The sequence below is a fragment of the Streptomyces sp. NPDC007945 genome (genome assembly GCF_042958885.1).
Lineage (GTDB): Bacteria > Actinomycetota > Actinomycetes > Streptomycetales > Streptomycetaceae > Streptomyces.
In genome coordinates this window covers 698142-724584 of the sequence record NZ_JBIBJV010000002.1, presented here as the reverse complement: position 1 = coordinate 724584, position 26443 = coordinate 698142, and the positions used below count along the sequence as shown (strand labels likewise).

Below are 26443 nucleotides of genomic sequence, written 5' to 3'. Positions count from 1 at the left end.
ACGAAGCCGCCCACGACTCCGCCGACGAAGCCGCCCACGACTCCGCCGACGAAGCCGCCCACGACTCCGCCGACGACTCCGCCGACCACCCCGCCGACCGACAAGCCCGAGCTCCCCGAGACGGGTAGCGACCCCGCCCTCTGGGGGGCGGCCGCGGTCAGCGCCGCCCTCATCATCGGCGGTGCCGTAGTCCAGCTCCGGGGCGGCCGCCTCGTCCGGAGCCGGCGCCACTGACGTACACGTCCGCCTGACGTGACGTCAACGGAGGCCCCCGCCCTCACCGGCGGGGGCCTCCCGCGTTGCTGCACATGGGGGAACCCCGCGCGACGTTTCGGCCGAGTGCCTCGTTCACCCGGCATGACTCTGCGCTCTCACGCCGGCATGGGACTCCTCATGACCGCGCTCGCCTCCGCCGCCATGGCCGCCCCGGCCGCCGCCGTCGAGGCCCCGGTGATCGTCCCCCTCCAGGGACTGGAGCCGGTCCTCCCGATGGACGCCCCGACCGTCGCGACCGGCGTGCCGGTGCCGATCCCCGGCGCCCCCACCGGTTTCCAGAAGGGCTTCGGCGCGCTGCCCGACGTGACCCTGCCGTCCGTCCCGCTCACCGGCACCCTCCCCGAGACCGTCGTGGACGCCCCGCTCCCCGAGCTCCTGAAGGGCAGCGAGCCGGGCCGGGCCCTCCTCGCCTCCCCGCACTCCGAGATGAACGCCGCGACCCCCGGCGCCACCCTCGGCCACCCGGTCGAGGCGCCCCGGGGCAACGGCCTCGCCGGACTGCCCAAGCTCGCCGACCCCAAGCTCGGCCTCATCGCCCCGACGCTCAGCGGCGCCCTCGACTCCCAGCTCGGCCTCGCCCCCCAGCGCGGCTGACCCTTTCCCCTCCCTCTTCCGGAATTGCGTTCGACTTCATTCCGCGCGAGTGAAGACACGATTCTTCCCCGCTACCACAAGGGCCTTTCCTCGTTGCACCGGAAGGCTCGTCGCATGGCCGCGGCCCGCGGCCCGGGGCGTCGCCCCTCGTATCCGACGGGGGGCGGTCTCCGGGCCGCGGGCCACCTTTTCGGCCCAATGCCCGTGACCCTCTCCGTGGTACGCCGTTGAACGCACGTGACGGCCGTGATCCCTGCGGTCGCTCGACCCATTCAAGGAGTTCTGATGTCTCGCATCGCGAAGGCTGCCGCCGTTCTGGCCGGCACCGGTGCCGTCGCCCTCAGCGGAGCCGGCCTGGCCGTCGCCGACTCGGGCGCCGAGGCCGTCGCCGCCAACTCGCCCGGCGTCGCCTCCGGCAACGTCGTCCAGGTTCCGGTCCACGTGCCGATCAACCTCTGCGGCAACACCGTCAACGTCATCGGTCTGCTGAACCCGGCCTTCGGCAACCAGTGCGCCAACGTCAGCAGCCCGGACGACGACGGCCACGGCCACGGCGACGGTGGCTACGGCGGCTGACCGTCCCGCTTTCCCCGAGCGTCCCCCCGGTCCCGCCAGGGCCGGGGGGACGCCCGCGTCCGGGCCCGTCCCGTCAGGCGTACCGGTAGACGGCGCTGTGGTCGAACATCTCGGCCGGCGTCACGCCCCACGGCGCCATCGGCTGGTGCCTCGCCACCACCTTCCGGTACTGCGCGTCGCCCGGCGGCGGCGGCTCCGCCGGCAGATACGCGGCCTGCGGATTGCGCTGCTGCCACCGTGACCACACCAGGTCCACGAAGGAGTGGTGCAGCCAGAACACCGGGTCGTTCACCGAGCCGCCGCCGAGCATCAGACCGCCCACCCAGCGGTGCACCCGGTTGTGGATCCGGAACCGCTCGTTGCCCGAGCCCTGCGCCCACCCCTCCAGACGGTTGCGGAAGCCGTACGGGCTGGTTGAGTTCCACGGGGCCGTGTCGTACGTCCGCTCCCGCATCACCTCCTCCAGCTGGGCCGCCGTCGGCAGCGCCACGGGATCGCGCGGACGGCCGAAGTCCCTGGTCAGGAAGGAGATCTCGGTCATCGCGTGCTTCACCGTCCACTTCCCCTTGGCGTAGGCGAAGGGCCCGGTGGTCACCTGGAGGTCCGAGCGGCGGCCGTTGCCGCCCATGAAGTCCTCCGCCCAGAGCGAGGCCGCCGGGGTCGAGTCCCGGGTCCAGTCCCAGTACGGGACCGTCACCGTCGCGTCGATCCGGCGCAGCGCCCGCTCGAACTCCAGGAGGAACTTCCGGTGCCAGGGCAGGAAGCTCGGCGCCATGTGGGCGGTCCGCAGCCGGCCGGCGCCGTCGGCGACGTAGTGGTCGATGTGCGTCCGGACGAACTCGTCGTACGTGCCGCGGCGCTTCAGTTCGAGCACCGCGGCGACGAACCGGCGGCGCTCGGCCGTCGTCAGGTCGCGCTGGTTCTTACGCGTGTACACCACGCGGGTTCCCTCCCGTCGGGTCGGAGTGGAGGCCGTGCCCCGCCGCGTACCGGGAGAGCGGGGCCGACCCCGCCGCGTCCACGGCCGCGCGGGTGGCGGCGAGCGGGCTCGGGCAGGACTCGTAGTGGTCCAGCGGGGTCACCCAGCCGCCGTCGGCGCAGCGCATCAGGTGCAGCGGGCGCCCGTCGACCAGCGCCACCGGCTCGCCCCCCGGTCCGGTGAGGCCGCGGATCCGGCGGCCCGCGTACATCTCGTCGAAGGCGTACGGGTCCGGGTCCGCTCCCGTGTCCGGCGGGCGGGCGGCGATCCGGCCGAGGGTCCCGCCGGTGGCGGCGGTGACGGCCAGGGCGAACAGCGACCGGAGGGCGACACGGCGCGGGAAGGGCATCGGCGATCTCCTGGTGTCGACAAGGGGCCTCAGGGCACAACGATGAAAACCCGCGTTCGTTGCGGCCGGGAGTTCGAGCGGGGGAATGTGGGCCGGATGAGTGAATTCGGTACGGGGAAAGGGTGGTTGCCCCACTAGCATCCCGTTCCATGACCACTCCCCCCGTCCTTTCCCAGGCGCGCAGCGTCTCTCCGCTCGGCACGCTCACGGTGATTCCGTGGTCCAGTGAAGTCACCGAGGACTCCGCCGGAACGCCTTTCCTGATGGCGTATTCGCTCGGCGACGGCCGGGACGGACCGGAGGCGGGGCAGCAGGCCATGCGGGCCGCCCTGGAGTCGATGGGCCTCTCGGTCGGCGACCGGCTCTTCGACCTGGAGCAGGACGCGGGGATCAGCGCCTCGCTGCTGGTCGAGGCCGGCACGGCGGTCCTCACCCTGCCCTTCCTCAAGGTGCAGTGCCCGGTGCCCGCCGAGTGGCAGGCCGCCGCCCGCGAGACCGGCAAGGTCTACTTCCTCTGCTCGGTGCGCCCGTGGGCCGAGGCGGTCCCCGGGCAGCCCGTGGACGAGGACCGGCTGCGCGCCTTCGTCTCCGACGAGGGGACGCTCGCGGAGTGCGCCCACGTCATGCTGCCGGTCCGGCGCGTGCAGGTCTGAGCGGAAGGGGCGGCGCGATGACGACGCTCGGGGTACGGAGCGGGCTCCCGGAGCAGCGGCGGGAGGGCCGCGCGGCGGAGGCCGGGCGGCGGGAGGACGGCACGGTCGGCGCGGGACGGGGGCTCGGCCTGCTCCTCGTGATCACCGGCGCGGCCGGGATCCTGGCCGCGTGGGTGATCACGATCGACAAGTTCAAGCTCCTGGAGGACCCGGGCTTCCAGCCGGGGTGCAGCCTGAACCCGGTCGTGTCCTGCGGGAACATCATGAAGAGCGAGCAGGCGGCGGTCTTCGGCTTCCCCAACCCGATGCTCGGCCTCGTCACCTACGGCGTCGTCGTCGCGATCGGCGCCGGGCTGCTGGCGGGGGCCCGGTACCGGGGATGGTTCTGGCTCGGGCTGAACGGCGGGACGCTGTTCGGCGTCGGCTTCTGCACCTGGCTGATGCAGCAGTCGCTGTACGAGATCAACGCGCTCTGCCTGTGGTGCTGCCTCGCCTGGGCGGCGACCGTCACCATGTTCTGGTACGTCACCGCGCACAACGTGCGGACCGGGGTGCTGCCCGCCCCGGCCGCGGTGCGGGGTTTCCTCGGGGACTTCGCCTTCGCGCCGCCCGTGCTGCACCTCGGGATCATCGGGATGCTGATCCTGACCCGCTGGTGGGAGTTCTGGACCAGCTGACGTGCGTCCTCCCCGCCCCCGCCCCCGGCCGCGGGCCGCACTCCTGGTGCTGCTCGCGGCCGTCGCCGCGCTCGTGCTGATGCCCGGGCTCATCGGCCGGCTCGCGCCGGGCGAGCGGCACTCCGGGACCGCGACGGCGCCCGAGCCCCCGCCGCTGCCGGGGGTGCCGTCCGGCTTCTTCACCGGCTCCGACGCGGAGGGGGTGCGGCGGATCGCCGGGGCGCAGGCCTGGCTCGGCGGCGGGGAGCTGACCGTCGGACACACCTATCTGCCGGGCGACCGCTGGTCCAACATCGAGGGGCACCCGGAGCTCTTCGCGCCGTGGGCGCGGTGGAAGGCCGAGCGGCCGGGTCGGCTCTTCGTGCTCAACGTGCCGATGATGGACCGGAACGAGGCGGGGCTGGGCGACGCCGAGGTACGGGACGGGCTGCGGCGCGGGGCGGCCGGCGCCTTCGACGCGCACTTCGAGGCGCTGGGCGAGGGGCTGGTGGAGCACGGGCTGGAGGACGCGGTCCTGGTGCTCGGCTGGGAGATGAACGGCACCACGTACGGGCACCGCTGCGGGCCGGACCCGGCGGCCTGGAAGGCGTACTGGCGACAGGTGGTGGGGGTCCTGCGCGCGGTCGAGGGGCAGCGGTTCCGCTTCGACTTCACGCCGAGCCGGGGCCGGGACGCGGTGCCGTGGCCGGAGTGCTACCCGGGGGACGACGTCGTCGACATCATCGGGATGGACGCCTACGACCAGCCCGAGGGTGTCTCCTTCGAGGAGCAGGTGAGCGAGGAGTACGGGCTCGCGCACCACGTGGCCTTCGCGAAGGAGCGCGGCAAGCCCGTCTCGTACCCCGAGTGGGGGCTCTTCCGGAACGGGGACAACCCGGCGTACGTACGGGGGATGCTCGAATGGTTCGCCCTCCACCGGCCGGTCTACCAGACGGTGACCGACTACTGCCCGCACGGGGTGTGGGGGTGCGCGGACAATCCGCGCTCGGCCGAGGTGGTCAGGGGCGCGCTGGGAGCGTTGGGCCGGTCCTGAGGGTGTCGAGGGTGCGGTGCAGCAGCGCCGTGAGGTCCTCGGCGAGGCCGCGTTCTGCCCAGTAGAGGACGGCCTCGCGCAGCGCGCCGAGCACGGCGGCGGCGAAGACCCGGACCTCCAGGTCGTCGGGGGCGCGGCCGGTGCGGTCGGCGAGGGCGCGGGCGAGCCGGCGGCCGGTCTCGGCGGTGGTCTCGGTGAACCGGGCGCGGACGGCGGGGGTGTCGGCCATCAGCCGGGCGCGGACCCGGAGCTCCTCCGGGTCGGCGGCCAGGGCCGCGCCGATGGCCTCGACGGTGACGGCGCGGAGGGATTCGAGGGGTTCCTCGCCGGCCGGGCGGGCGCGCAGCAGGGCTTCGAGGTGCTCGTCGTTCTCGTCGGTGAGGAGGATGTCCTCGCGGACGGGGAAGTAGCGGACGACGGTGGAGGGGGAGACCTCGGCCTCGGCGGCGATGCGCTCGATGGTGGCCGCCTCCCAGCCGTGGGCGGCGGCGATCCGTCGTCCGGCCCGGCGGATCGCCGCGCGGGTCTTCTGCTTCTTGCGTTCCCTCAGACCGCTGTCCATGGGGTCGTTCTCCCGTGTCATGCCCGGTCAGGACTGGTAGGCGACCAGCGAGATGCCGACGTAGTGGACGATGAAGGCGGCGAGGGTGAGGGAGTGGAACACCTCGTGGAAGCCGAACCAGCGGGGGGACGGGTTCGGGCGCTTGATGCCGTAGATGACGCCGCCGGCGCTGTAGAGCAGGCCGCCGACGACGACCAGGACCAGGACGGCGATGCCGCCGGTCCGCATGAAGTCGGGGAGGAAGAAGACGGCGGCCCAGCCCATGGCGATGTAGCAGGGGGTGTAGAGCCAGCGGGGGGCGCCGACCCAGAAGACGCGGAAGGCGATGCCGGCGGCCGCGGCGGCCCAGACCGCCCACATGAGCGGCTTCGCGGTGGAGTCCGGGAGCAGCAGCAGGGTGAGCGGGGTGTAGGTGCCCGCGATGATCAGGAAGATGTTCGCGTGGTCGAGGCGGCGCAGGACGGCCTCGCCGCGCGGGCCCCAGTCGCCCCGGTGGTAGAGCGCGCTGATGCCGAAGAGCAGACAGGCGGTGAGGGCGTAGATCCCGCAGGCGATCCGGGCGCGCGGGGAGTCGGCGAGAGCGACGAGGACCAGGCCCGCGACGATCACGGCCGGGAACATGCCCGCGTGCAACCAGCCCCTGAGCACGGGCTTCAGGGGGAGCGACGGGGCGTGGGCGATCGGTTCGGGCTCGACCGGGGTCACTTCCGGCGTGGCTGCAGTCATGACACCGAATCGTACCTACGCGCCCGTAGGTCTCGGATATGAGTGGCGATGCTCACGTGTGCACCCCCCTGGACATATGGGCGTTTCCAGCGGATGATCAAATGAGTGCGGTCGGCACCGGATGAGCAGCTACGACGCATCCGGGTCGCGGCCCCCACGGGGCATACAGCGGAATACACCCCTCTACAAGGAGCAATCGTGGCGCGCGAAAACGCGGCTCCCCTTCCCACCCAGCACCAGGAGCTCGTCTCCTGGGTGAACGAGATCGCCGAGATCACGCAGCCGGACCGCATCGTCTGGTGCGACGGCTCGGAGGCCGAGTACGAGCGCCTGTGCGAGGAGCTCGTGGCCAAGGGCACGTTCACGAAGCTCGACCCGGTGAAGCGCCCGAACTCGTACTACGCCGCCTCCGACCCGACCGACGTCGCCCGCGTCGAGGACCGGACCTTCATCTGCTCCGAGAAGGAGGAGGACGCCGGCCCGACCAACCACTGGAAGGCCCCGGCGGAGATGAAGGAGCTCTTCGCGGGCTCCGAGGGCATCTTCCGCGGCTCCATGAAGGGCCGCACCATGTACGTGGTCCCCTTCTGCATGGGCCCCGTCGGCTCCCCGCTCTCCGCGATCGGCGTCGAGATCACCGACTCCGCCTACGTCGCGGTCTCCATGCGCACCATGACCCGCATGGGCCAGGCCGTCCTCGACGAGCTCGGCACCGACGGCTTCTTCGTGAAGGCCGTCCACACCCTCGGCGCCCCCCTCGCGGAGGGCCAGGAGGACGTGCCGTGGCCCTGCAACTCCACCAAGTACATCTCGCACTTCCCGGAGACCCGCGAGATCTGGTCCTACGGCTCCGGCTACGGCGGCAACGCGCTCCTCGGCAAGAAGTGCTACGCCCTGCGCATCGCCTCCGTCATGGCCCGTGACGAGGGCTGGCTCGCCGAGCACATGCTCATCCTGAAGCTGACCCCGCCGCAGGGCGAGGCGAAGTACGTGGCCGCCGCCTTCCCGTCGGCCTGCGGCAAGACCAACCTCGCCATGCTGGAGCCGACCATCCCCGGCTGGACCGTGGAGACCATCGGCGACGACATCGCCTGGATGCGCTTCGGCGAGGACGGCCGCCTCTACGCCATCAACCCCGAGGCCGGCTTCTTCGGCGTCGCCCCCGGCACCGGCGAGCACACCAACGCCAACGCCATGAAGACCCTCTGGGGCAACTCCGTCTTCACCAACGTCGCGCTCACCGACGACGGCGACGTGTGGTGGGAGGGCATGACCGAGACGGCGCCCGCGCACCTCACGGACTGGAAGGGCAACGACTGGACGCCCGCGTCCGACACGCCCGCCGCCCACCCGAACGCCCGCTTCACCGTCCCGGCCGCCCAGTGCCCGACGATCGCCCCCGAGTGGGAGGACCCCAAGGGGGTCCCGATCTCCGCGATCCTCTTCGGCGGCCGCCGCGCCTCCGCCGTCCCGCTGGTCACCGAGTCCTTCGACTGGAACCACGGCGTCTTCCTCGGCGCCAACGTGGCCTCCGAGAAGACCGCCGCCGCCGAGGGCAAGGTCGGCGAGCTGCGCCGCGACCCCTTCGCCATGCTGCCGTTCTGCGGCTACAACATGGGCGACTACATGGCCCACTGGGTCAAGGTCGGCGCCTCCGCCGACGCGGCGAAGCTGCCGAAGATCTACTACGTGAACTGGTTCCGCAAGAACGACGCCGGCAAGTTCGTCTGGCCCGGTTTCGGCGAGAACAGCCGCGTCCTCAAGTGGATCGTCGAGCGCCTCGACGGCAAGGCCGAGGGCGTCGAGACCCCGATCGGCGTCCTGCCGACCCGCCAGGCCCTGGACACCGACGGCCTCGACCTGGCCGACGAGGACCTGGACTTCCTGCTCACCGTCGACAAGGACGTCTGGCGCGAGGAGGCCGCCCTGGTCCCGGCGCACCTGGAGACCTTCGGCGAGCACACCCCGAAGGAGCTGTGGGACGAGTACCGCGCGCTGGTCGAGCGCCTGGGCTGATCCCGTAGCAGTATCGAGACTCGTGGTGGGCTGCCCCGACATACCGCCCTGACCAGTGGGGTCACGACGGTCCATCACGACGCATCCGGCCCCGGAGCCCCCTCAGGCTCCGGGGCCGGCGCATCTCCCCGTGCGGGGATCAGTCACCCCGGTCCTCCAGGTAGCGGGTGTGCGCCCGCTGACGGAGCTCCTCCGCCTCCTGGAGGGCCGCGGCGATCCGGCCGGCCTCCTCGCGCAGGGCGGCCAGCTGCCGCTCCAGATGACGCTCGGGAGGCTCGGAACCCGGGTTCACCCGGGTCCACCAGCGGGTGCGGACGAAGGCGTCGACCGCCTCCGGCACGTCCTGGCGGACCGCGCGGGCCAGCACGTGCAGATGCTCCGGGTCGTCGACCCACCCCGGTTCGAGCAGCGCCTCGAAGAGCGCGTCCAGCTCGTCGAGCCGCTTCCGGGACTCCTCCGGCAGCTCCACCTCGGCGAGGTACTCCCGCAGGGTGGCGTGGTCCGCGCGCAGCGACTCCAGCTGCTCGTCGGCGCTCGGGAAGGCCGGGGCGTCCGGCCGCTCCGGCGGGGCGATCAGCGCGCCCGCGCCGTACAGGCCGAGCACCACCAGCGGCCACAGGCCGCCGGCGGCGCCGGTGAGACCGATGCCGAGTCCGGCCAGGCCGCACAGGCAGCCCGTCAGGTTCTTGCGGGACTCCGCGTACCGGAGCACCCGGTCACTGGTAGCCACGGATCTCCTCGAAGGCGCCCTCCAGGGAGCCCGTCGTCGCGTCGAAGAGCTTGCCGCCGGTCAGCTCCGCGATGTGGTCGAGCTCGCTCCGGTCGGAGTCGCCGAAGAGGACCGGGAAGACCGGGGTGTGCCGCTGCTCGGCGGGCAGCTCCCGGAAGAAGGCGTCGAAGTCGGCGGCCTTCATCCCGTCGGTGTTCTCCCCGTCCGTCATGAGCACGACCGAGGTGAAGGTGTCGCGGGGAGCGGCGCCCAGGCTGCGGTAGGCCTCGCTCAGGCTGGAGTAGATCGCGGTGCCGCCGGAGGCGGACAGCCGTCCGGCGTCGGCGCGGATCGCGTCCCTGGCCTTCGCCGGGTCCGCCGGGTCGACCGTGTACGTGCGTACCTCGGCGCCCTTCACCGCGGAGCCGAAGGGCATCAGGGTGACCTCCTCGCGGTCCCGGAAGTCCTCGGTGAGCTCGGCGATCGCCTCCTTGAGGCGGGTCAGCCGCTCGCCGCTCATCGAGCCCGAGGTGTCCAGGACGTAGACCGTGCGGGAGGGCCGGCGCAGCGTGTTGTCGTACGCGTCGAGCAGCCCGTCCGCGACCGAGCGGCTGCCGGGGAACGGCAGTTCGCGCCGCAGGCCGCGGTCGAGCCGGGGCGCCGGGTCGACACCGGCGACGACCGGGCGGCGCAGGGTGGTCTCGGTGATCCGGCGCTGTGCCTCCGGGGTGCGGAGGTAGGTGGTGAGCCGCTGGGCCGACTCCTTGGCGGCGGCGGGGGCGGCGGTGAGCAGGGTGAGCGGGTAGTCGGCGGTGACGACGCCGTCGGCGGGGCGGATCACCGTGAGCGAGCCGGGTGTGGAGAGCAGCACCGACTCGTAGTTGACCAGCGCGTCGACGTCGGTGCGGCGGCCGTAGGCGGTGGCGAGCCAGCCGGAGGAGCCGGAGGTCAGCTTCTGGCCGGTGAAGAACTCGCGGAGCTTCGGGGTCGCCTTCGCCACGTCGCCGTCGCTCAGCGCGGACTGGGCTCCGGAGAGCCCGGAGGCGACCGAGACCAGCGCGGAGAAACCGGAGTGGGAGCGCTTGGGGTCGGTCATGCCGTACGTGAGCCTGCCGGCGGCGACGGCCTGGTGGAGCTGGGACCAGGTGACCTTCGCCGGGTCCCAGCCGAGCCGGGCGACGGCCTCGGGGCGGACGCCGAGCGCCACCGGGGAGGTCATCACCGGGGTCTCGTTGGTGATCCGTCCGGCGGTGTCCGGGCGCAGCCGCAGGTAGTCGTTGGAGGAGAGCCAGACGGCGTCGTACTCCTTCTCGGCCCGGCCCGAGGCGATCTGCTCGACGGCGTCGAGGGTGCCGGTGTAGGTGGCGCGGACGGTGACGCCGGTGGCCTTGCGGGCGTCCTCCAGGACCGGTGCCATGTCGGACAGTTCGGAGGAGGCGAGGACGCGGAGGGTGCCGGGCCCGGCGGCCGTGGTGTCGGTCCTGTCGCGCTGCTCGCCGGTGCCGCCGACCGAGTTGTCGATCGTGCCGCACGAGCCGGCGGTGGCCGTGAGGAGCAGGGTGAGCGCGAGGCCCGTCAGGAGGCGGGGGAGGACGCGGGGGCTCATGCCGAGGGCCCGCCTTCCAGCGCGCTCGTGCGGCGGCTTCGGTCCAGGTGCGCGCTCGCTTCCCGGAGTTCGCCCGTGAGGGAGGAGACGGTCGCCGCCATCGCCTCGGTCGCCTGGACCTTGTACGTGTCGATGGCGTCGAGCGTGCGGTAGATCTGCTGGAAGGCGGCGCGCAGGGTCTCGGCGCCGACCGCCGGGTCGGCGGCGATCCGCTGGATCTCGCCGGCCTGGGTGGAGAGCATTTCGGCGTTGCCGCGGATGAGGTCCTCGGTGGTCGAGCGGAGCACGTTCACCTGCTCGGTGACCTTGCGCTGGTTCTCCAGGGCGGAGGCGAGCATGACCGCGATGCGCAGTGCCGACAGGGTCGTCGTCGCGGCCCGGTCCACGCCCTTGATCAGTTCGTCGTTGTTCCGCCTGACCACGTCCATGGCGAGGTACCCCTGGGCGCAGACGGCGAGCTGGGTGAGCAGGTCCTGGTGCTTCTGGCGGACGGGGAAGAGGACGTCGGCGCGGAGCGCGTCCGCCTGGGCCGGGTCGGGGGTGGCCGCGATCCGCTGTGCGACGGCCGCGTCGAGGGCCTCGGTGAGGACGGCGAACTCCTGGAGCTTGCCCATGGTCTCCCAGAGCCGGGTCCGTTCGGTCTGCAGGGCGGCGTTGTCGCGCCGCAGCTCGTCCTGGCCGCTTCGGAGCGCGCCGACGATGCGGTGGAGCGTCGCCTGCGAGGAGGCGTACCGGGCGACGTGGTCGCGGAACCGGTTGCCGCCGGGCAGCTTGGCGAGGAGGCCCTTGAGGCCCTTGCCGGGGGTGTCCCTGGGGTCGAGGTCCTCGACGGTGCGACGGAGCTCGACGAGCGAGGAGCCGACGCGGGCGGAGGCGTCGCCGCCGCCCCGGCCGAGGGAGCGGACCGTGCGGTCCAGCATCCGGTTCGACTGCTGGGCGGCGGCCCGCATCTCGCCGGAGCCGAGCGCCGCGATCTCGCCGATGCGGGCCGCGAACTCCGGGGAGCGCGGGTCGAGTCCGGTGAGGGAGCCGACGTACTCCTCGGCCCGCCGGGCCGTCTCGGCGCGCACCGAGTCGTCGAGCGGCACCAGGCCGGTGGCCTGCTCGGCGCGGATCGCGGGAGCCGGGGCGGGCGGGGTGAGGACGAGCGGGGCGTCCTGCTCGGGCGGGGTCAGCAGGAAGGTGGCCTCGGGGGGGCCCGCGTAGGGGTTGCGGGGTCCGTCGGAGGCGCGCGGGTCGTTCGGTCCGGTCATGCGGTGCTGCCCCCCTGGTCACGGGCCCGCCGCGCCATGTCGCGCAGCACCGCGCCGGTGGGCACGGGCGCCTGGCGGACTCCGGTGAGTGTCTGGTTGAGGTATTCGCCGTAGGCGTTGGTGGCCTCGGTGAACTCGGCCGCGGCGCCCTGCGGCCGGAAGCCGTGCCGGACGGCGAGCCGGCGCAGCTCCGGGTCCTCGGCGAGCAGCCGGCCCAGCTCCTTGCCGCCCTCGGTGAGCGGTACGAGGGTGTGGTCGCTGTTCACCGTGGTGTCCGGGTAGAGCACGACGAGGTCGCCCATGGGCCGGCCGGCGAGGAGCTGGGCGGCGACCTGGGACTCGTACACGAGGACGAGGGGGTTGCCGACGCCGCTCACGAAGTCCCGGAAGGGGGCGTCGGAGCTGGTCTGCTGGGCGCCCTGCACCTGGGTGAGCTTGCGGAGGAGCGGGGCGGTGCGGGTGACGGCCTCCTTGCCGTCGGCGACCCGGCCGCCGTCGGCGACGTAGCTCGCGGCGGCGAGGTAGAGGGCGCCGGAGTTGGAGGCCACCGGGTCGGTGGAGGTGATGAAGAGCGTCCCGCTCAGCTCGGCGTGCTTGTCGGCGCCCTTGAGCTGGCGCCAGCCCCGGTCGGCGCGGACGGCGGCCAGGTAGGCGTCCATCCTCAGGATGCCGCTGGTGCCGCGGGCGCCGAGGGTGGCCAGGCCGTTGCCGGCGAGGACCCGGGCGGCGTTGCTGTGCGCGACCACCACCAGGGGCGAGTAGAACGGGCGCAGCGGCGCGGCGGCGGCCTTGTCGGGGGCCTTGGCGCGCAGCTCGTCGGCCGGTCCCTTCGAGGACGGGAACGCGAAGTCGTACCCCTGGAGGGGGAGTTGCTCCATGTCCCAGGACCCGGAGGTCTCGGTGCTCACGGTGAGGCCCTTGGCGGACAGGGCCTTCACGACGTCGGGGTCGGAGAAGAACTCGCTCTTCTCCGAGCCGATGACTCCTCGCACGGTCTTCGTTGCCGTGCCCTTGTCCTTTTCGCCGCCCGTCACGAGGACGACGGCCACGCCGCCGAGGAGCAGGACGGCAAGGACGATTCCGAGAATGCGTCTCACGCGGGCAGAGTGCTCGCGGAAACCCACATTCCGGAGGGAGTCGGGTGGACGGCGGGTGAAGGGGCGATCCCGGATGGGAACCGGAGGGGTGACCGCCGGATGGCGTCCGGGGGAGCACCGCGGGGGTGTGGGGCGGGGTGGGGTGTGGTGGTACGGGTGGGCGTGGACCCGGGGTGGATGGCTCCCGGGCCGGGCGGTTCGTGCCGCGCGGCCCGGGGCCGACTAGGGGGCGGCGGTGAGGGCCGCGGTGTGGGTGTCCATGCGGGTGGCCGCGAGGATGGCGGCGGAGGTGTCGGCGCGGGACGCGGCGACGAGCAGGGCCCGGCCGGCGAGGGCGTGGGCCTTGCGGTGGAGCGCCTCGCGGGAGGCGCCGCTCAGGGCGGCGTGCCGGGCGGGGGGTGCGCCGCGGAGCCGGGCCACCTGGCGGGCGATCTGCTCGCCGCCCTCGCCGTCACCGAGCTCGTCGGTGACCGCGAGCAGGGCGGCGAGGTGGCCGGCGAGCTGGATGTCGAGCTCCTCCTCGCGGGAACGGTGCGGGATGGTGCCGGACTCGCCGGCCGTCGTGTGGACCGACTTGGTGCGGATCGGTTCGTACATGGGGACGGCCTCCTCACTGCTCGGAGACCAGCCTACCTTAGATCTCGTCTAAAGTTGATTTTGGTCCGATTCAAGGGTGGGTCAAGGAAAGGGGGCGCCGCGCGGCGGGCCCCTCCGGGCCACGACGGCCGGTTCAGTGCTGGCTGTAGCCGTCCAGGAAGCGGCCGATCCGCGTCACCGCGTCCGTGAGGTCCGCGACCGACGGCAGCGTGACGATCCGGAAGTGGTCGGGCTCGTGCCAGTTGAAGCCCGTCCCGTGCACCACCATGATCTTCTCGGCCCGCAGCAGGTCCAGGACCATCTGCCGGTCGTCCTTGACCTTGTAGACGTTCGGGTCGAGCCGCGGGAAGAGGTACAGGGCCCCCTTCGGCTTCACGCAGGTCACGCCCGGGATCGAGGTCAGCAGCTCGTACGCGGTGTTCCGCTGCTCCAGGAGCCGTCCGCCCGGCAGCACCAGGTCCTCGATCGACTGCCGTCCCTGGAGGGCGGCGGCCACCGCGTGCTGGGCCGGCATGTTCGCGCACAGCCGCATGTTCGCGAGGATCGTCAGCCCCTCGATGTACGAGGAGGCGTGGTGCTTCGGGCCGCAGACCGCGAGCCAGCCGGAGCGGAAACCGGCCACCCGGTAGTTCTTGCTCATGCCGTTGAAGGTGAGGCAGAGCAGGTCGGGGGCGATCGCGGCGGTCGGGGTGTGGGTGGCGCCGTCGTAGAGGATCTTGTCGTAGATCTCGTCCGAGCAGACCACGAGGTCGTGGCGGCGGGCCAGGTCGGTCAGCGCGCGGAGCATCTCGTCGTCGTAGACGGCGCCCGTGGGGTTGTTCGGGTTGATGATCACGATCGCCTTGGTGCGGTCGGTGATCTTCCGCTCGATGTCGGCGAGGTCCGGCATCCAGTCCGCCTGCTCGTCGCAGCGGTAGTGCACCGCCGTACCGCCCGCCAGGGAGACGGACGCCGTCCACAGCGGGTAGTCGGGGGCCGGGACCAGCACCTCGTCGCCGTCGTCGAGCAGCGCCTGCATCGCCATCTGGATCAGCTCGGAGACGCCGTTGCCGAGGTAGATGTCCTCGACGGAGAGGTGGATGCCCTTGGTCTCGTAGTGGCTCATCACCGCGCGGCGGGCGGCCAGCAGGCCCTTCGCGTCGCCGTAGCCGTGCGCCTCGGACAGGTTCCGGAGGACGTCCTCCAGGATCGCGGGCGGGCACTCGAAGCCGAAGGCGGCCGGGTTTCCGGTGTTGAGCTTGAGGATGCGATGACCCGCGGCTTCGAGCCGCATCGCCTCTTCGAGCACCGGGCCCCGGATTTCGTAACAGACGTTGGCGAGCTTCGTGGACTGGATCACCTGCATGACGAGAGCTTACGGCGGGTGGGGGCGGGGCGCGTGGTGTTCTCGGACACGTCGGGCGGACTCGTCGGGCGGCGACGTGCCCGCTCCGGGTGATCACCGCCCTCCCTAGAATGCCGGGCCATGAGCTTCGAGGACCCTGAGAGACCCGCGCGCCGCCGGCACGCCTCCGCCCGGCGCGGGCGCGGGGCGCTGTGGCTGGTCGCCGTCGGCGGGGCCGCGGTGCTCGGCCTCGGCGCGGTGGCGCTGACCGGCGGCGGGGCGAAGCGTCCGGCCGAACGGGACGCCGACGGCGGCGGCGGCGGGCTGCCCGCGCTGATCCAGCCGGACCCGGACCGGAGCGGCGGCACGGCTCCGACCCCGTCGGCCTCGTCCTCGCCGGCGGCGAGCCGCGTCGCGAGCCGGCCGGAGAGCCCCGTGGCGTCGGCGGAGCCCGGGACGTCCGCCACCGCCTCCGCCGGGTCGTCCGCCGCGGCGGCGCCGTCGGCGGAGGCCGGGACGCCGACCGCGACGCCCGGCGCCGCCGTGGCGACCGGCAAGCCGGGCCGGGGGCGGGGCAACGGCAGGGGACGGCGCTGAGACGCCCCCGGCGGGGCGTCGGCCCACCGCGGGGGCGGTAGGTTTGCAGCTCATGTGGGTCGTGAGTGCTTCCGGGTGTCGGTGGCTGGGTGCGGGCGGGTCGCTCGCCGTGGCCGTCGGCGGGTACGCGGCCGGGGCGCTGCCCGTGGTCGGCGGCGGAGCCCTGTGGGCGCCGCGGGAAGGCGCCGTCGAGACCGTCGGGGCCGTCGTCGCGGCGGTCGGGCTGACCCTGCTCGTCGCGGCCTGGTGGCGGTACGGCGTGCTGCTCGCCCGAGGCGTCCGGGACCGGGTGCCGGTCACGCTCGCCGCGTGGGCCGCCCCGCTGCTGGCCGCCCCGCCGCTGCACAGCGCCGACGTCTACAGCTACATCGCGCAGGGCGCGATGGTCCTGGAGGGGTACGACGTCTACGGCGCCGGGCCCTCCGTGCTCGGGCCGGGACAGCTCGGGGCCGACGCGGCCGCGAGCGTCGGCGGGAACTGGACCGACACCCCGGCGCCGTACGGGCCCGTCTTCCTGCTCCTCGCGGAGGGCGTGGTGAAGCTGACCGGCGGGGCCGTCGTCCCCGCCGTCCTGCTGCTGCGGCTCGTCGCCGTCGGCGCGCTCGCCCTGACCGTCTGGGCGGTGCGCGGCTTCGGGCGCGGGGACGGGGCCCTGTGGCTGGCCGTGCTCAACCCGCTCTACCTGATCCACGTCGTCGGCGGGGCCCACAACGACGGGCTCATGATCGGGCTGATGCTCGGCGGGGTGCTGCTCGCCGTGCGCGGCCGGTGGGTCCTCGGCAGCGTGCTCGTCGGCTGCGCCGTGATGGTGAAGTCGCCGGCGGCCGTCGCGCTCCTCTTCGTCGCCGTGGTCGTCGCCCGGCGCGGCGGGCTCGTCAAGGGGCTGCTGCTTCCGCCGGCCGTCGCCGGCGCGGTGGCCGCCGGGGCGAGCCTCGTCTCCGGGACCGGCTTCGGCTGGCTGGGGACCCAGTCCGTCGCCGGGGCCATCCACACCCCGCTCTCGCTCACCAGCGACCTCGGCCTGGCGCTCGGCACGCTGGTCGCCGACGACCCCGAGCCCGTCAAGGCGGTCGTGCAGAAGCTGGGGCTGCTCGCCGCCGCCGCGGTCGTCGCGGCCCTCGCGTGGCGGGCGTACCGTGGGCGGATCGATCCCGTCCTCGGACTCGGGTACGGGCTCGTCGCGCTGGTCGCCCTCTCCCCGATGGTGCAGCCCTGGTACCTGCTATGGGGCACGGCCGCCGTCGCGGCCGCGGCGTGGCACAGCCGGGGTGGGCAGGTCCTCGCCGTCCTCTCGGCGGCCCTCGTGTACGAGACGCAGCCCTCCGGCCACACCCCCTGGTACGGCTTCGTCGCGGCGGGGCTCGTTCTCGCCCTGGGCCTGCTGTGGCTCCGGCGCGACCGCTGGCCCGCCGGCGCCGGGACCGCGGCGGAGCCCGGCGCGCCCGCTCAGGCCGGGTAGGCCGTCCGGCGGATCGCGCGCCCCGCGAGGGCGTCCGTCCGCCGGCCGTCCTCGATGACGAAGCGGCCGGCGACCAGGACGTGCGGGATGCCGACGGGGAGGGTGCGGGGGGCCTCGTAGGTGGCGCCCGCCGCGACCGTCACCGGGTCGAAGAGCACCAGGTCCGCCACGTACCCCTCCTTGACGAGGCCCCGGTCCGGCAGCCCGAGCCGGGCCGCCGGGCGCGAGGTCAGATGGGCCACGCACTCCTCCAGGGACAGGACGCCCTCCTCGCGCACGTAGCGCCCCAGGTACTCGGGGAAGGTGCCGTAGGCGCGGGGGTGCGGCTTCGCGCCCTGGAGGATGCCGTCCGAACCGCCCGTGTGGACCCGGTGGCGCATGATCGCCCGCACGTTCTCCTCGTGGCCCACGTGCTGGAGGACCGTCGTGCCGAGCCGGTCGCCGAGGAGCAGCGCCCGCGCCTCCTCCCAGGTGGTGAGCCGCCGGCCCACCCGGTCCGCGAGCGCCGGGTCCGTGACGCCCGAGACCTCCACCGTCCGCCAGTCGACCGGCACCCCGTGGCAGCCGTCCGAACCGGTCACCTCCAGGTCGTACCGGATCCGCTCCGCCGCCGCCCCGTCCGCGAGGCGCGCCAAGACCGCCTCCGGGCCGCCCTCCTGCGCCCACGAGGGGAGCAGCGCGAGCAGCGTCGTGCAGCCGGCGGTGTACGGGTACGTGTCGAGGCTGAGGTCGGCGCCCGCGTCGAGGGCCCGGTCGAGGAGGGCGAGGAGCTCGGGGGCGCGGCCCTCGTTCCCGGCGAAGTTCAGCGTGGCGTGCGCGAGGTGGAGGGCGCAGCCCGCCTCCCGGGACAGCGCGATCATCTCCTCGTACGCGCGCAGCGCTCCCGCCCCGTAACTGCGGTGGTGGGGGCAGTAGTAGCCGCCGTACGCGGCCACCACCCGGCAGAGCTCGGTCAGTTCGGCGTCGGGGGCGTACATGCCGGGGGTGTAGGTGAGGCCGGAGGACATGCCGACCGCGCCCTGCTCCAGGCCCTCGGCGACGAGCCGCCGCATCCGGTCGAGTTCGGCGGCGGTCGCGGGCCGGTTCTCCCAGCCCATCGCGTACATCCGGACGGTGCCCTGCGGGACGAGGTAGGCGGCGTTCACCGCGATGCCCTCGCCGCCGTGCGCGGAGTCGAGCCGGTCCAGGTACTCGCCGACCGTCCGCCAGTCGAGGTCCACGGCGGTGTCGTCCGGGCCGCCCCCGTTCCACCCGGCGATCGCCCGCCGCACCTCCTCGCGGGTGCGGTCGTCCACCGGCGCGTACGACAGCCCGTCCTGGCCGAGGACTTCGAGCGTCACGCCCTGCGCGGCCTTCGCGGTGTGCTCCGGGTCGCGGAGCAGCGCGAGGTCGCTGTGGGCGTGCATGTCGACGAAGCCGGGGGCCAGGACCAGGCCCTCCGCGTCGACGATCCGGGTGGCCGTCGGCCGCTGGCAGCCGGCCGCCGCGGCCTCCTTCACGATCGAGACGATCCGGCCGTCCTCGACCGCCACGTCGGCCCGGTAGGAGGGCGCGCCGGAACCGTCGACGACCTCGGCGTCCCGCAGGACCAGATCCCTCATCCCCGTCACCGGCCCCGGCTCAGAAGAAGGTGCGGACGTAGTCGACGACCGTGCCGTCCGCCTCGACCAGCGGGATCAGCTGCCACTTGTCGAAGGAGGTGCACGGGTGCGACAGGCCCATCCCGACCCAGTCGCCGACCTCCACGGCCGCGCCGTCCTCGGTGCGCAGCCAGGCGTGCTGGTCGGACAGGGCGGTCACGGTGATCCCGTCGGCGGGCCGGAGCTCGCCGGTCACGGCGTCCCGCACCACCTGCGCCTCCGGCAGGTGGAGGTCGTGCGCGGCGTCCCGCTTGCCCGCGTTGGTGAACGCCTGCCCGGCGGACGGCCGCGACACCACCTGCGACCAGAGGCGGAACGCCGGCTGGAGGGCGCCCTCCTCGGGGATCCGGTTGAACGGCGTCTTCTCGCGGTACTGGCCGTCGTCGTGCGAGACGTACGCGCCGGAGCGCAGCAACTTCAGGACGGGGAGGGAGAGTTCGGGGATCTCCGCGAAGACGTCGGCGACCGCGTCGAACCAGGCGCTGCCGCCGGCGCTCACCACGATCTCACCGGCGGCCGGGTCGAAGCGGCCGTCCTCGTCGAAGGCGACGGCGAGCCCGGTGAGCCGGCGCAGCCACGCGCGGACCGACTCCCCGTCGGCGCCGGGCACCTCGGCCTCGTAGCCGGCGACGCCGACGAGCCGCAGGGTGGCGGTCGCGGCGACCGCGTCGGCGACGGCCGCGCACTCCGCCTCCGTACGGGCTCCGGTGCGGGCCCCCTCGCCGGCGCCCAGCTCCACCACCACGTCCAGCGGGCGCCGGGCCCCGGCCGCGCGCAGCGCCGCGTCCATCAGCCCGACCCCCCGCACCGAGTCGACGTAGCAGACCAGCCGGAAGTCCGGGTGGGCGTCCAGCTCGGCGGAGAGCCAGCGCAGCGCCGCCGGGTCGACGACCTCGTTGGCGAGGAAGACCCGGTCGACGCCGTACGCCCGGCAGACCCGGACCTGGTGCGGGACGGCGGCGGTGATGCCCCAGGCGCCGTGCTCGATCTGGCGGTGGAAGAGGACCGGCGCCATCGAGGTCTTGCCGTGCGGGGCGAAGGCCAGGCCGTGGCGCTCGGCGTACGCCTCCAGGGCGCGGAGGTTGTGTTCGACCGACTCGGCGGAGAGGGCGAGGACCGGGGTGGTGAAGCCGCCGGTGAAGAGGGAGCGGCGCTGGGCGGCCAGCTCGCCGACCGTGAGGCCCTCGGCGTCCGGCGGGAGGCCCTTGAAGCGGTGGTCGACGCGCTCGCCCGCCAGGTCGGTCGGCATGGATCCCTCCTCCAGGGCGTTGCGTCATGTGCAACGTCCATTGCGTATATCGCTCACCGCTGTCTAACATCCGGGCCGAGGCCGGGTCAATGGACCGGACCCGGATGACCCGCAGGAGCGTGACCGTGACCGGACCACTCGTGGACGCCGTCTGCGTGGGCGAGTCCATGGTGACCTTCCTGCCCACCCGGCCGGGCCGACTCGCCGACGTCCCCGCCTTCACCCGCGCCGTCGGCGGCGCCGAGTCCAACGTCGCCTGCGCGCTCGCCGCCGCCGGACACCGCGCCCGCTGGGTCGGCCGGGTCGGCGCCGACGGCTTCGGCGACCACCTGCTCTCCACGATCACGGCGTACGGAGTCGACACCGCCGCCGTCCGCCGCGACCCGCACCGGCCCACCGGCGTCTACTTCCGCACCGACGCCGACCGCTCCACCGACGCGCACGAGGTCGTCTACTACCGGGCCGGCTCGGCCGCCTCGGCGATGTCGCCGGAGACCGTCCCGTACGACACCGTCGCCGACACCCGCATCCTCCACCTCACCGGCATCACGGCGGCCCTCTCACCCGGCTGCCGGGCCCTGCTGTACGAGCTGACCGAACCCCGCCCCGGCCGCCCGCTGATCTCCTTCGACGTCAACCACCGCCCCGCCCTCTGGCGGGACGGCGAGGCGCCGGAGGTGCTGCGGGAGCTCGCGAACCGGGCGGACGTGGTCTTCGTGGGCGCCGACGAGGCGCGGACGCTGTGGGGCGCGCACGGCTTCCGGGACGTCGCCGACCTCATCGACCGGCCCCGGACGCTCGTCGTCAAGCTCGGCGAGGACGGCGCCCGCGCCGCCGACCGGCGCCCCGGATCCCCCGCGCGCACCGAGGACGCCGACGCCGACGGCGCGGCCCCGGCGCAGCGACCGCCGCGCGTCGACGTCGTCTCCGCCGTCGGCGCCGGGGACGCGTTCGCCGCCGGGTTCCTCTCCGCCACCCTGCGCGGCCTCCCGCTGCGCGACCGCCTGCGCCACGGCCACCTCGGCGCCGCCGCCGCGCTCACCGTCCCCGGGGACCTCGCCCCGCCCCCCGGGCGCGCCCGCGCCGACCGGCTCGCCGCACTCGACGACGACGCCTGGGGGAGACTGCACCTCGGCCCCGGGTGGACGACCGCCGGCACGGAGGCCGACGAGGAGGTACGTACCCGATGAGCCAGACCGTCGACCGCGCGCTCAGCATCCTGCCGCTGCTCGCCCAGGGCCCCGCCGACCTCGGCCAGGTCGCCGACCGGCTCGGCGTCCACAAGTCCACCGCCCTGCGGCTCCTGCGCACCCTCCACGAGCACGGCCTCGTCTACCGGCAGCAGGACCAGCGCTACCGCCTCGGTGCCCGTCTCTTCGCCCTCGCCCAGGAGGCCGTCGAGAACCTCGACGTGCGCGAGATCGCCCACCCCCACCTCGTCGCGCTCAACGAACGCACCGGCCACACCGTCCACCTCGCCGTCCACGAGGACGGCGAGGTGCTCTACATCGACAAGGTCGAGAGCCGCTACCCCGTCCGCATGTACTCGCGGATCGGCAAGCCCGTCGCGATCACCGTCGCCGCCGTCGCCAAACTCCTCCTCGCCGACCTGCCCGAGCCCGAACGCCGCGCCCTCGCCGCCAAGCTCGACTACCCCCGCTACACGCCCCGGTCCACCCCCGACGCCGCCGCCTTCCTCCAGGAGCTGGCGGCCGTGCGCGCCCAGGGCTGGGCCACCGACCTGGGCGGCCACGAGGAGTCCATCAACTGCGTCGCCGCCCCGGTCCGCGGCGCCGACGGGCGCGTCGTCGCCGCGATGTCCGTCTCCGCGCCCAACGTGGTGGTCACGGCCGAGGAACTCCTCGCCCTGCTGCCGCTCGTGCGCCGCACGGCGGAGGCGATCAGCCACGACTACTCGGGAACCACCCCACCGAAGGAAGCAGAGGCCACCGACGATGACTGAGAAGACCGCGCTCACCCCCGCGACCCACACCACCCCGCCCGCGACGTTCTCGCACGGCGTGCGGAAGGGGAACATCCTCCAGGTCGCCGGCCAGGTCGGCTTCCTCCCGGCCGTCGCGGGACAGCCGCCGACGCCGGCCGGACCGACCCTGCGCGAGCAGACCCTCCAGACCTTCGCCAACGTCAAGGCGATCCTGGAGGAGGGCGGTGCGAGCTGGGACGACGTGATGATGATGCGCGTCTACCTCACGGACGTGGACCACTTCGCCGAGATGAACGCCCTGTACGACCAGTACTTCGAGGAGCAGGACCTCAAGGCCCCGCCGGCCGCCCGCACCACCGTCTACGTCGGCCTGCCGAAGGGCCTCCTCATCGAGATCGACGCGCTCGCCGTCCTCGGCTGACCCCTGTATGGGCCCTTCACAGCGGCGTCGGCCATACTGCCGCCGTGGAGCAGAGCAACGGACCCATACAGCAGCCCCTGCACGCCGCTTCGGCCGACCCGGCGTTCGTCCCCGGCCTCACGGGGGTCGTGGCGCCCCCCGCCGACGCGCCCGAGCCCGGGGACGCGCCCCGGGACACGGTCGCGGACGAGGCCGCGGACGCCGTCGAGGACGGCGCGGCCCCGGACGGCGTCGACGAGGACGCGGCTCCGGCGGCCGTCCCCGCCGACGGGCCCGTCTTCGAGGCCGCCGACCGGCGGGGGCGGATCGTCGCCGACGCCGGCGGCGTGCGGCTGAGCTACGACGAGGAGGCGTGCGAGTTCCACTGGGACGAGATCGCCGCCGTCGAGAGCGAGAAGGCCCGCTTCGGCAAGCGGTTCACCGTCACCGTGCACACCCCTGACCGGCGCTGGTACCCGATCGAGCTCATCGCGCCGGACAGGGGGCACATCGCGGGCTGGGAGACCGAGCTGGACGCGGTCCTGGACGCCTACTTCGACGAGACGTCCTGACGCCCGGCCGGCTCGCGGTCAGCTCGCGCAGTACTGCGCCTGCTTGCCGATGGAGCGGTACATGCAGTCCGCGTTCTCCAGGAGCTGGAGGACGGCGTCGCGGTTGCGGCTCGTCTCCCGCTCGATGACCTCGTCGGGCGGGTAGAAGCCGCCGTTCCAGGACGACGTCGGGTACATCTCGAAGGTGTACCCGAAGATCTTGTGGACGCCCCACAGGTAGTCGTCGATCGAGCCGTCCGTGATGTAGAGGTCGCTGGACTGCTCGGCGGTGTAGCCGTTGCTGGCGGCCATCTTGCCGCCGACGGTGGCGAAAGCGTCGCGGTCGTCCTGGGTCATGCCGGGGGCGGTGTCGGCGTTGGTCCAGCCGAACGGCCAGAGGACGAGTTCGCTGTAGGTGTGGAAGTCGACGCCGGCCTTGATCTGCTGCTTGCCGCCCACCACGCGGGAGCGGACGAAGTCGGCGACGACCTTCACCTCGGGGGCGGACTCGGGGGCGGCGCCCCGGTACGTCTCCGAGCTCTTGGAGCCGGAGGAGCCGCCGCAGCAGCCCCACTTGTAGTCCCAGTTCCGGTTCATGTCGGTGCCGACGTACGAGGAGCCGGCGTTGGGCTGCCGGTTCTTGCGCCAGCTGCGGTAGGAGCCGGAGGCGATGTCGTACTCGCCGCCGTCCGGGTTGAGGTCCGGCACGATCCAGATCTCGCGCTCGTTCACCATCTTCGTCACGCGGGCGTCGGAGCCGTATCCGGCGCCCAGCTCGCGCAGCAGGTACAGCGCCATCTCGACGGTGAGGTGCTCGCGGGCGTGCTGGTGGTGGGTGAAGAGGACCTCCGGCTCGTTCTCGTCCGCGGCCACGTTGTCGCTGATCTTGATGGCGACGATGTCGCGGCCCTGGTAGCTCTTGCCGATGACCCGCTTGCTCATGATCGACGGGTACGCGGCGAGCCGCTGGTCGATCTCCGCCGTCATCTCGGCGTGGTTGTGGTACTTCGCGTCGGCGGAGGGGAAGTCGAGCGGGCCGAGCGCGGAACGGCCGGCCTCGCCCCGGTCGGGCGGGCCGGGCAGGGCGACCGGCTCGTAGCCGAGGGCCCTGAGCCGGGCGAGCTCGCCCGCGTCGGCGCTGACCACCACCGACCGGGCGTCGACCTCGTCGATCGAGACGCCGGTGGCGGTGAGCGCGGAGCGGGCGGCCGGGGTGGCGGGTCCGGTGATCTCGTACTGCCGGATCACGTCCCGGTCGGTCCGTGCGGTCGTGGCCGGGTCGGCGCCGGCGGGTGAGGAGAGGGCGGAGAGGGGCGCCGCGAGGGCGAGCGCCACGAGGGCCGCGAGGGTGGCGGACCTTCTGCCGCTTCGGGGACGTCGCATGGTGTCTCCTGGGTGGGGAGTGTGGGGGAGTGCGACAACAGGTGCGGGTGTCCGGGGCACATCGTGACCCCGTGTCATGGACGGGTCAAGAGGGCGAGTTCGGCCATGGTCGGCCCACGGTAGGCGGCCCCGCCCGCAGACGCGCCGAGGCGCCGCCGGAGTGCCGGCGACGCCTCGGAGGAAGGGGCTGGACGGGTTACGGCAGGCCGTGGACGTGCGGGCCGACCGCGTTCGACCAGGCGTTGCCGGCCGTCGCGTCCCAGTTGGTGGACCAGGTCATCGCGCCCCGCAGGGTGGGCCAGGCCTGGGCGGGCTTGAAGGTGCCGCAGCCGGTCAGCTTGGTCAGGCAGTCGATCGCGCTGTTCACGACCGACGGGGCGACGTAGCCGCTGCCCGCGCCCCGCGTGGAGGCGGGGACGCCCAGGCCGACCTGGGACGGGTCGAGGCCGCCCTGGATCTGGATGCAGGCGAGCGCGGTGAGGAAGTCCACCGAACCCTGGCTGTACACCTTGCCGTCGCAGCCGAGCATCGAACCGCTGTTGTAGTACTGGGTGTTGACCACCGTGAGGATGTCCTTCACGGCGAGCGCGGTCTTGAAGTACTCGGTGCCGGTCGACTGCATGTCGATGGTCTGCGGGGCCATCGTCAGGACCATCTTCGGCCCGGCGAGGGCGGACAGCTGACGCAGCGCCTTCGTCAGGTACGTGGAGTTGATGCCGTGTTCGAGGTCGATGTCGATCCCGTTGAAGCCGTACTCCTGGAAGAGCGCGTAGGCGCTGTTCGCGAAGGCGGTGGCGCTGGCGTCGCTGTTGATCGTGACGTTGCCCTTCTCGCCGCCGACCGAGATGATCACCGACTTGCCGGCCGCCTTCTTGGCCGCGATGTCGGCCTTGAAGTCGGCGACCGAGGTGTAGCCGACGGCCGGGTCGAGATTGAAGACGATCTGGCCGGGCGTGGCCGTCGAGTCCGCGAAGGAGACGGCGATGATGTCGTAGGCGTTCTGGACGTCGCGGAGCTTCTGCTTGGCGGCGCCGTTGTCGAAGTTCTGCCAGTAGCCGGTGACCGCGTGCTTCGGGACGGCCGGGTTGTCGCCGCCGCCCCCGCCGGTCTTGGCCGTACGGGCGGTCACGGCGGCCGACTTGGCGGACTCGCCCGCCGCGTTGGCGGCCGCGACCTGGAAGGAGTACGCGGTGTCGGCGGTGAGGCCGGTGACCGTGGTGGCGGTGCCCGTCACGGTCGCGGCGAGGACGCCGTCACGGTAGACCTTGTAGCCCGTCGCGCCGGAGACCGCGTTCCAGCTCAGCGGGACCGCGCTGGCGGTCGGCGTGCCGGCGGCGAGCCCGGCCGGGGTGGCGGGGACGACCGGGTCGGGGTCCTGCGTGCCGCCGCCGTCGGGGCCGAAGACGCTCACGTCGTCCACGTGGTAGGCGGCGGTGCCGTACCACCCGTGGGTGAAGATCTCGACCGAGGTGGTCGAGGCGCCGGTGGTAAAGGTGGTGGTCAGCTGCTTCCAGGACGGGGAGTCGGGCGTCCAGGTGGAGACCGTGCCGGTGCCGGTCCCGGTGCCGCTCGCGCCGAGGTAGGCGTAGCCGCCCTGGACCCAGGCGCTCAGCGCGTAGGTGGAGTTGGGTCTCACGGCCACGGTCTGCACGCACTTGGCGTTGTCGAGACCGGCGGGGGTGGCCTTGAGGGCGCCGGCGCCGGTGCGGGTCGGGGTGGCGACGGCGGTGCCGCTGCCGGCCGAACACGACCAGTTGGCGAGGCCGTTCTCGAAGCCCGCGTTCCTGGCGTTGTTGACGTCGGCGGCGTAGGCGGTGCCGACGCCGCCGGCCAGGGCGAGGCCGGACCCGACGGCGAGCGCGAGGGCGCTGCCGAGCAGGCGGCGGCCGACGGGCCGGGAGGTGGTGGTGCGGTCCACGTGCGTCCTCCGGTGGGGGAGATCGGGGGGATCGGGGATCGGGGGAACAGGGATCAGGAGAGCGGCGCGATCGGGGATCGCGGGATCGGGCGTGATCGCGGAGTCGGTGTGATCGCGGGCTCGGTGTGATCGGGGAGGGATCCGGGGGATCGGGTTCTCGGGAGGTGGCCACCGCCGTCGTCGCACCAAGTTGGTCCAGACCAATTGCGTTGTCAAGACCTCTGACAACCGGAACTCGCGGGTCCGGCAGTCGAAATGGGGGGTGGGACTTGAT

General features: G+C 73.3%; 26 protein-coding genes. 12 read left to right on the top strand and 14 right to left on the bottom strand.

Annotation, left to right across the window (positions count from 1 at the left end):
* Nucleotides 1-357: 357 nt before the first annotated feature.
* On the top strand, nt 358-870 hold the full coding sequence (locus tag ACFZCF_RS08570) for a hypothetical protein (protein WP_391285498.1): 513 nt from the start codon (nt 358-360) through the stop codon (nt 868-870).
* 285 nt (nt 871-1155) lie between these two features.
* Complete coding sequence (locus ACFZCF_RS08565; RefSeq protein ID WP_388437086.1) at nt 1156-1446, top strand: chaplin; 291 nt, start codon at nt 1156-1158, stop codon at nt 1444-1446.
* Nucleotides 1447-1519: 73 nt separating this feature from the next.
* Here the strand turns inward: ACFZCF_RS08565 and ACFZCF_RS08560 are convergent, their stop codons facing one another.
* Together ACFZCF_RS08560 and ACFZCF_RS08555 are read right to left on the bottom strand one after the other, a co-directional pair.
* A complete protein-coding gene (locus tag ACFZCF_RS08560) occupies nt 1520-2386 on the bottom strand; it encodes a tyrosinase family protein (protein ID WP_391285495.1) in 867 nt (288 codons plus the stop codon).
* Nucleotides 2370-2774 carry a tyrosinase family oxidase copper chaperone gene (locus ACFZCF_RS08555; protein ID WP_391285493.1) on the bottom strand — a complete coding sequence of 135 codons (405 nt, stop codon included), beginning with the start codon at nt 2772-2774 and terminating at the stop codon, nt 2370-2372. The genes ACFZCF_RS08560 and ACFZCF_RS08555 overlap by 17 nt, the downstream gene beginning before the upstream one ends.
* A gap of 149 nt (nt 2775-2923) precedes the next feature.
* On the opposite strand from ACFZCF_RS08555, the gene ACFZCF_RS08550 reads away from it, so the two are divergent.
* Genes ACFZCF_RS08550 through ACFZCF_RS08540 form a run of 3 tightly spaced genes read left to right on the top strand, consistent with a single transcriptional unit; the run spans nt 2924 to nt 5137 of the window.
* On the top strand, nt 2924-3427 hold the full coding sequence (locus tag ACFZCF_RS08550; protein WP_388437077.1) for a DUF5949 family protein: 504 nt from the start codon (nt 2924-2926) through the stop codon (nt 3425-3427).
* A gap of 17 nt (nt 3428-3444) precedes the next feature.
* On the top strand, nt 3445-4104 hold the full coding sequence (locus ACFZCF_RS08545) for a vitamin K epoxide reductase family protein (RefSeq protein WP_391285491.1): 660 nt from the start codon (nt 3445-3447) through the stop codon (nt 4102-4104).
* Between the two features lies 1 nt (nt 4105).
* Nucleotides 4106-5137 (top strand): glycosyl hydrolase, encoded by a 1032-nt coding sequence (locus ACFZCF_RS08540; RefSeq protein WP_391285489.1) that lies wholly within the window; start codon nt 4106-4108, stop codon nt 5135-5137.
* On the opposite strand, the gene ACFZCF_RS08535 is transcribed toward ACFZCF_RS08540, so the two are convergent.
* The gene (locus ACFZCF_RS08535) at nt 5103-5699 is read right to left on the bottom strand and encodes a TetR family transcriptional regulator (protein WP_391285487.1); all 597 of its coding nucleotides are present in this window, start codon (nt 5697-5699) and stop codon (nt 5103-5105) included. The two genes, ACFZCF_RS08540 and ACFZCF_RS08535, sit on opposite strands and share 35 nt — an antisense overlap.
* Before the next feature lie 27 nt (nt 5700-5726).
* Entirely contained in the window at nt 5727-6425 is a 699-nt protein-coding gene (locus tag ACFZCF_RS08530) for a hemolysin III family protein (RefSeq protein ID WP_388437065.1), read from the bottom strand.
* Between the two features lie 198 nt (nt 6426-6623).
* Here ACFZCF_RS08530 and ACFZCF_RS08525 point away from each other — a divergent pair, with 198 nt between their 5' ends.
* On the top strand, nt 6624-8441 hold the full coding sequence (locus ACFZCF_RS08525) for a phosphoenolpyruvate carboxykinase (GTP) (protein ID WP_388437062.1): 1818 nt from the start codon (nt 6624-6626) through the stop codon (nt 8439-8441).
* A gap of 139 nt (nt 8442-8580) precedes the next feature.
* Here the strand turns inward: ACFZCF_RS08525 and ACFZCF_RS08520 are convergent, their stop codons facing one another.
* The 6 genes from ACFZCF_RS08520 to ACFZCF_RS08495 form a co-directional block, all read right to left on the bottom strand.
* Nucleotides 8581-9171, bottom strand: a complete 591-nt coding sequence (locus ACFZCF_RS08520) for a hypothetical protein (protein WP_391285484.1) — start codon at nt 9169-9171, stop codon at nt 8581-8583.
* Nucleotides 9158-10756: a substrate-binding domain-containing protein gene (locus tag ACFZCF_RS08515; RefSeq protein ID WP_391285482.1), complete on the bottom strand. Its 1599-nt coding sequence runs from the start codon at nt 10754-10756 to the stop codon at nt 9158-9160. Before ACFZCF_RS08515 ends, ACFZCF_RS08520 begins: the two co-directional genes overlap by 14 nt.
* Nucleotides 10753-12009 (bottom strand): toxic anion resistance protein, encoded by a 1257-nt coding sequence (locus ACFZCF_RS08510; protein ID WP_391285480.1) that lies wholly within the window; start codon nt 12007-12009, stop codon nt 10753-10755. Before ACFZCF_RS08510 ends, ACFZCF_RS08515 begins: the two co-directional genes overlap by 4 nt.
* Entirely contained in the window at nt 12006-13133 is a 1128-nt protein-coding gene (locus ACFZCF_RS08505; RefSeq protein ID WP_391285478.1) for a hypothetical protein, read from the bottom strand. The genes ACFZCF_RS08510 and ACFZCF_RS08505 overlap by 4 nt, the downstream gene beginning before the upstream one ends.
* A gap of 195 nt (nt 13134-13328) precedes the next feature.
* The gene (locus tag ACFZCF_RS08500) at nt 13329-13703 is read right to left on the bottom strand and encodes a hypothetical protein (protein WP_388437048.1); all 375 of its coding nucleotides are present in this window, start codon (nt 13701-13703) and stop codon (nt 13329-13331) included.
* 133 nt (nt 13704-13836) lie between these two features.
* Complete coding sequence (locus ACFZCF_RS08495; protein ID WP_388437045.1) at nt 13837-15048, bottom strand: pyridoxal phosphate-dependent aminotransferase; 1212 nt, start codon at nt 15046-15048, stop codon at nt 13837-13839.
* 120 nt (nt 15049-15168) lie between these two features.
* Here ACFZCF_RS08495 and ACFZCF_RS08490 point away from each other — a divergent pair, with 120 nt between their 5' ends.
* Together ACFZCF_RS08490 and mptB are read left to right on the top strand one after the other, a co-directional pair.
* Nucleotides 15169-15624 carry a hypothetical protein gene (locus tag ACFZCF_RS08490; protein WP_391285476.1) on the top strand — a complete coding sequence of 152 codons (456 nt, stop codon included), beginning with the start codon at nt 15169-15171 and terminating at the stop codon, nt 15622-15624.
* Between the two features lie 52 nt (nt 15625-15676).
* Nucleotides 15677-17083, top strand: coding sequence for a polyprenol phosphomannose-dependent alpha 1,6 mannosyltransferase MptB (mptB, locus tag ACFZCF_RS08485; RefSeq protein WP_391285474.1), 1407 nt, complete (start codon nt 15677-15679; stop codon nt 17081-17083).
* Here the strand turns inward: mptB and ACFZCF_RS08480 are convergent.
* Nucleotides 17071-18684 carry an amidohydrolase family protein gene (locus tag ACFZCF_RS08480; RefSeq protein WP_391285472.1) on the bottom strand — a complete coding sequence of 538 codons (1614 nt, stop codon included), beginning with the start codon at nt 18682-18684 and terminating at the stop codon, nt 17071-17073. The genes mptB and ACFZCF_RS08480 overlap by 13 nt on opposite strands.
* A gap of 19 nt (nt 18685-18703) precedes the next feature.
* Nucleotides 18704-19972 carry an alanine racemase gene (locus ACFZCF_RS08475; RefSeq protein WP_391285470.1) on the bottom strand — a complete coding sequence of 423 codons (1269 nt, stop codon included), beginning with the start codon at nt 19970-19972 and terminating at the stop codon, nt 18704-18706.
* A gap of 104 nt (nt 19973-20076) precedes the next feature.
* Between ACFZCF_RS08475 and ACFZCF_RS08470 the strand changes: the two genes are divergently transcribed.
* The 4 genes from ACFZCF_RS08470 to ACFZCF_RS08455 are packed head-to-tail and all read left to right on the top strand — an operon-like array spanning nt 20077 to nt 22889.
* A complete protein-coding gene (locus ACFZCF_RS08470) occupies nt 20077-21162 on the top strand; it encodes a PfkB family carbohydrate kinase (RefSeq protein WP_391285468.1) in 1086 nt (361 codons plus the stop codon).
* On the top strand, nt 21159-21935 hold the full coding sequence (locus ACFZCF_RS08465) for an IclR family transcriptional regulator (protein ID WP_388437007.1): 777 nt from the start codon (nt 21159-21161) through the stop codon (nt 21933-21935). The genes ACFZCF_RS08470 and ACFZCF_RS08465 overlap by 4 nt, the downstream gene beginning before the upstream one ends.
* A complete protein-coding gene (locus ACFZCF_RS08460; protein ID WP_388437004.1) occupies nt 21928-22338 on the top strand; it encodes a RidA family protein in 411 nt (136 codons plus the stop codon). Before ACFZCF_RS08465 ends, ACFZCF_RS08460 begins: the two co-directional genes overlap by 8 nt.
* 44 nt (nt 22339-22382) lie before the next feature.
* Nucleotides 22383-22889 (top strand): hypothetical protein, encoded by a 507-nt coding sequence (locus ACFZCF_RS08455; RefSeq protein ID WP_391285466.1) that lies wholly within the window; start codon nt 22383-22385, stop codon nt 22887-22889.
* 18 nt (nt 22890-22907) lie between these two features.
* Here the strand turns inward: ACFZCF_RS08455 and ACFZCF_RS08450 are convergent, their stop codons facing one another.
* Together ACFZCF_RS08450 and ACFZCF_RS08445 are read right to left on the bottom strand one after the other, a co-directional pair.
* Nucleotides 22908-24251: a M14 family metallopeptidase gene (locus ACFZCF_RS08450; RefSeq protein WP_388436998.1), complete on the bottom strand. Its 1344-nt coding sequence runs from the start codon at nt 24249-24251 to the stop codon at nt 22908-22910.
* Nucleotides 24252-24447: 196 nt separating this feature from the next.
* A complete protein-coding gene (locus ACFZCF_RS08445; protein ID WP_388436995.1) occupies nt 24448-26169 on the bottom strand; it encodes a chitinase in 1722 nt (573 codons plus the stop codon).
* Nucleotides 26170-26443 lie beyond the last annotated feature (274 nt).

Bases quoted from the DNA above. Each gene is read 5' to 3' on its own strand.
- ACFZCF_RS08570 (WP_391285498.1), top strand. From the start codon at position 358: ATGACTCTGCGCTCTCACGCCGGCATGGGACTCCTCATGACCGCGCTC.
- ACFZCF_RS08565 (WP_388437086.1), top strand. From the start codon at position 1,156: ATGTCTCGCATCGCGAAGGCTGCCGCCGTTCTGGCCGGCACCGGTGCC.
- ACFZCF_RS08555 (WP_391285493.1), bottom strand. From the start codon at position 2,774: ATGCCCTTCCCGCGCCGTGTCGCCCTCCGGTCGCTGTTCGCCCTGGCC.
- ACFZCF_RS08550 (WP_388437077.1), top strand. From the start codon at position 2,924: ATGACCACTCCCCCCGTCCTTTCCCAGGCGCGCAGCGTCTCTCCGCTC.
- ACFZCF_RS08545 (WP_391285491.1), top strand. From the start codon at position 3,445: ATGACGACGCTCGGGGTACGGAGCGGGCTCCCGGAGCAGCGGCGGGAG.
- ACFZCF_RS08535 (WP_391285487.1), bottom strand. From the start codon at position 5,699: ATGGACAGCGGTCTGAGGGAACGCAAGAAGCAGAAGACCCGCGCGGCG.
- ACFZCF_RS08530 (WP_388437065.1), bottom strand. From the start codon at position 6,425: ATGACTGCAGCCACGCCGGAAGTGACCCCGGTCGAGCCCGAACCGATC.
- ACFZCF_RS08515 (WP_391285482.1), bottom strand. From the start codon at position 10,756: ATGAGCCCCCGCGTCCTCCCCCGCCTCCTGACGGGCCTCGCGCTCACC.
- ACFZCF_RS08510 (WP_391285480.1), bottom strand. From the start codon at position 12,009: ATGACCGGACCGAACGACCCGCGCGCCTCCGACGGACCCCGCAACCCC.
- ACFZCF_RS08500 (WP_388437048.1), bottom strand. From the start codon at position 13,703: ATGTACGAACCGATCCGCACCAAGTCGGTCCACACGACGGCCGGCGAG.
- ACFZCF_RS08495 (WP_388437045.1), bottom strand. From the start codon at position 15,048: ATGCAGGTGATCCAGTCCACGAAGCTCGCCAACGTCTGTTACGAAATC.
- ACFZCF_RS08490 (WP_391285476.1), top strand. From the start codon at position 15,169: ATGAGCTTCGAGGACCCTGAGAGACCCGCGCGCCGCCGGCACGCCTCC.
- mptB (WP_391285474.1), top strand. From the start codon at position 15,677: ATGTGGGTCGTGAGTGCTTCCGGGTGTCGGTGGCTGGGTGCGGGCGGG.
- ACFZCF_RS08480 (WP_391285472.1), bottom strand. From the start codon at position 18,684: ATGAGGGATCTGGTCCTGCGGGACGCCGAGGTCGTCGACGGTTCCGGC.
- ACFZCF_RS08475 (WP_391285470.1), bottom strand. From the start codon at position 19,972: ATGCCGACCGACCTGGCGGGCGAGCGCGTCGACCACCGCTTCAAGGGC.
- ACFZCF_RS08470 (WP_391285468.1), top strand. From the start codon at position 20,077: ATGACCCGCAGGAGCGTGACCGTGACCGGACCACTCGTGGACGCCGTC.
- ACFZCF_RS08465 (WP_388437007.1), top strand. From the start codon at position 21,159: ATGAGCCAGACCGTCGACCGCGCGCTCAGCATCCTGCCGCTGCTCGCC.
- ACFZCF_RS08460 (WP_388437004.1), top strand. From the start codon at position 21,928: ATGACTGAGAAGACCGCGCTCACCCCCGCGACCCACACCACCCCGCCC.
- ACFZCF_RS08450 (WP_388436998.1), bottom strand. From the start codon at position 24,251: ATGCGACGTCCCCGAAGCGGCAGAAGGTCCGCCACCCTCGCGGCCCTC.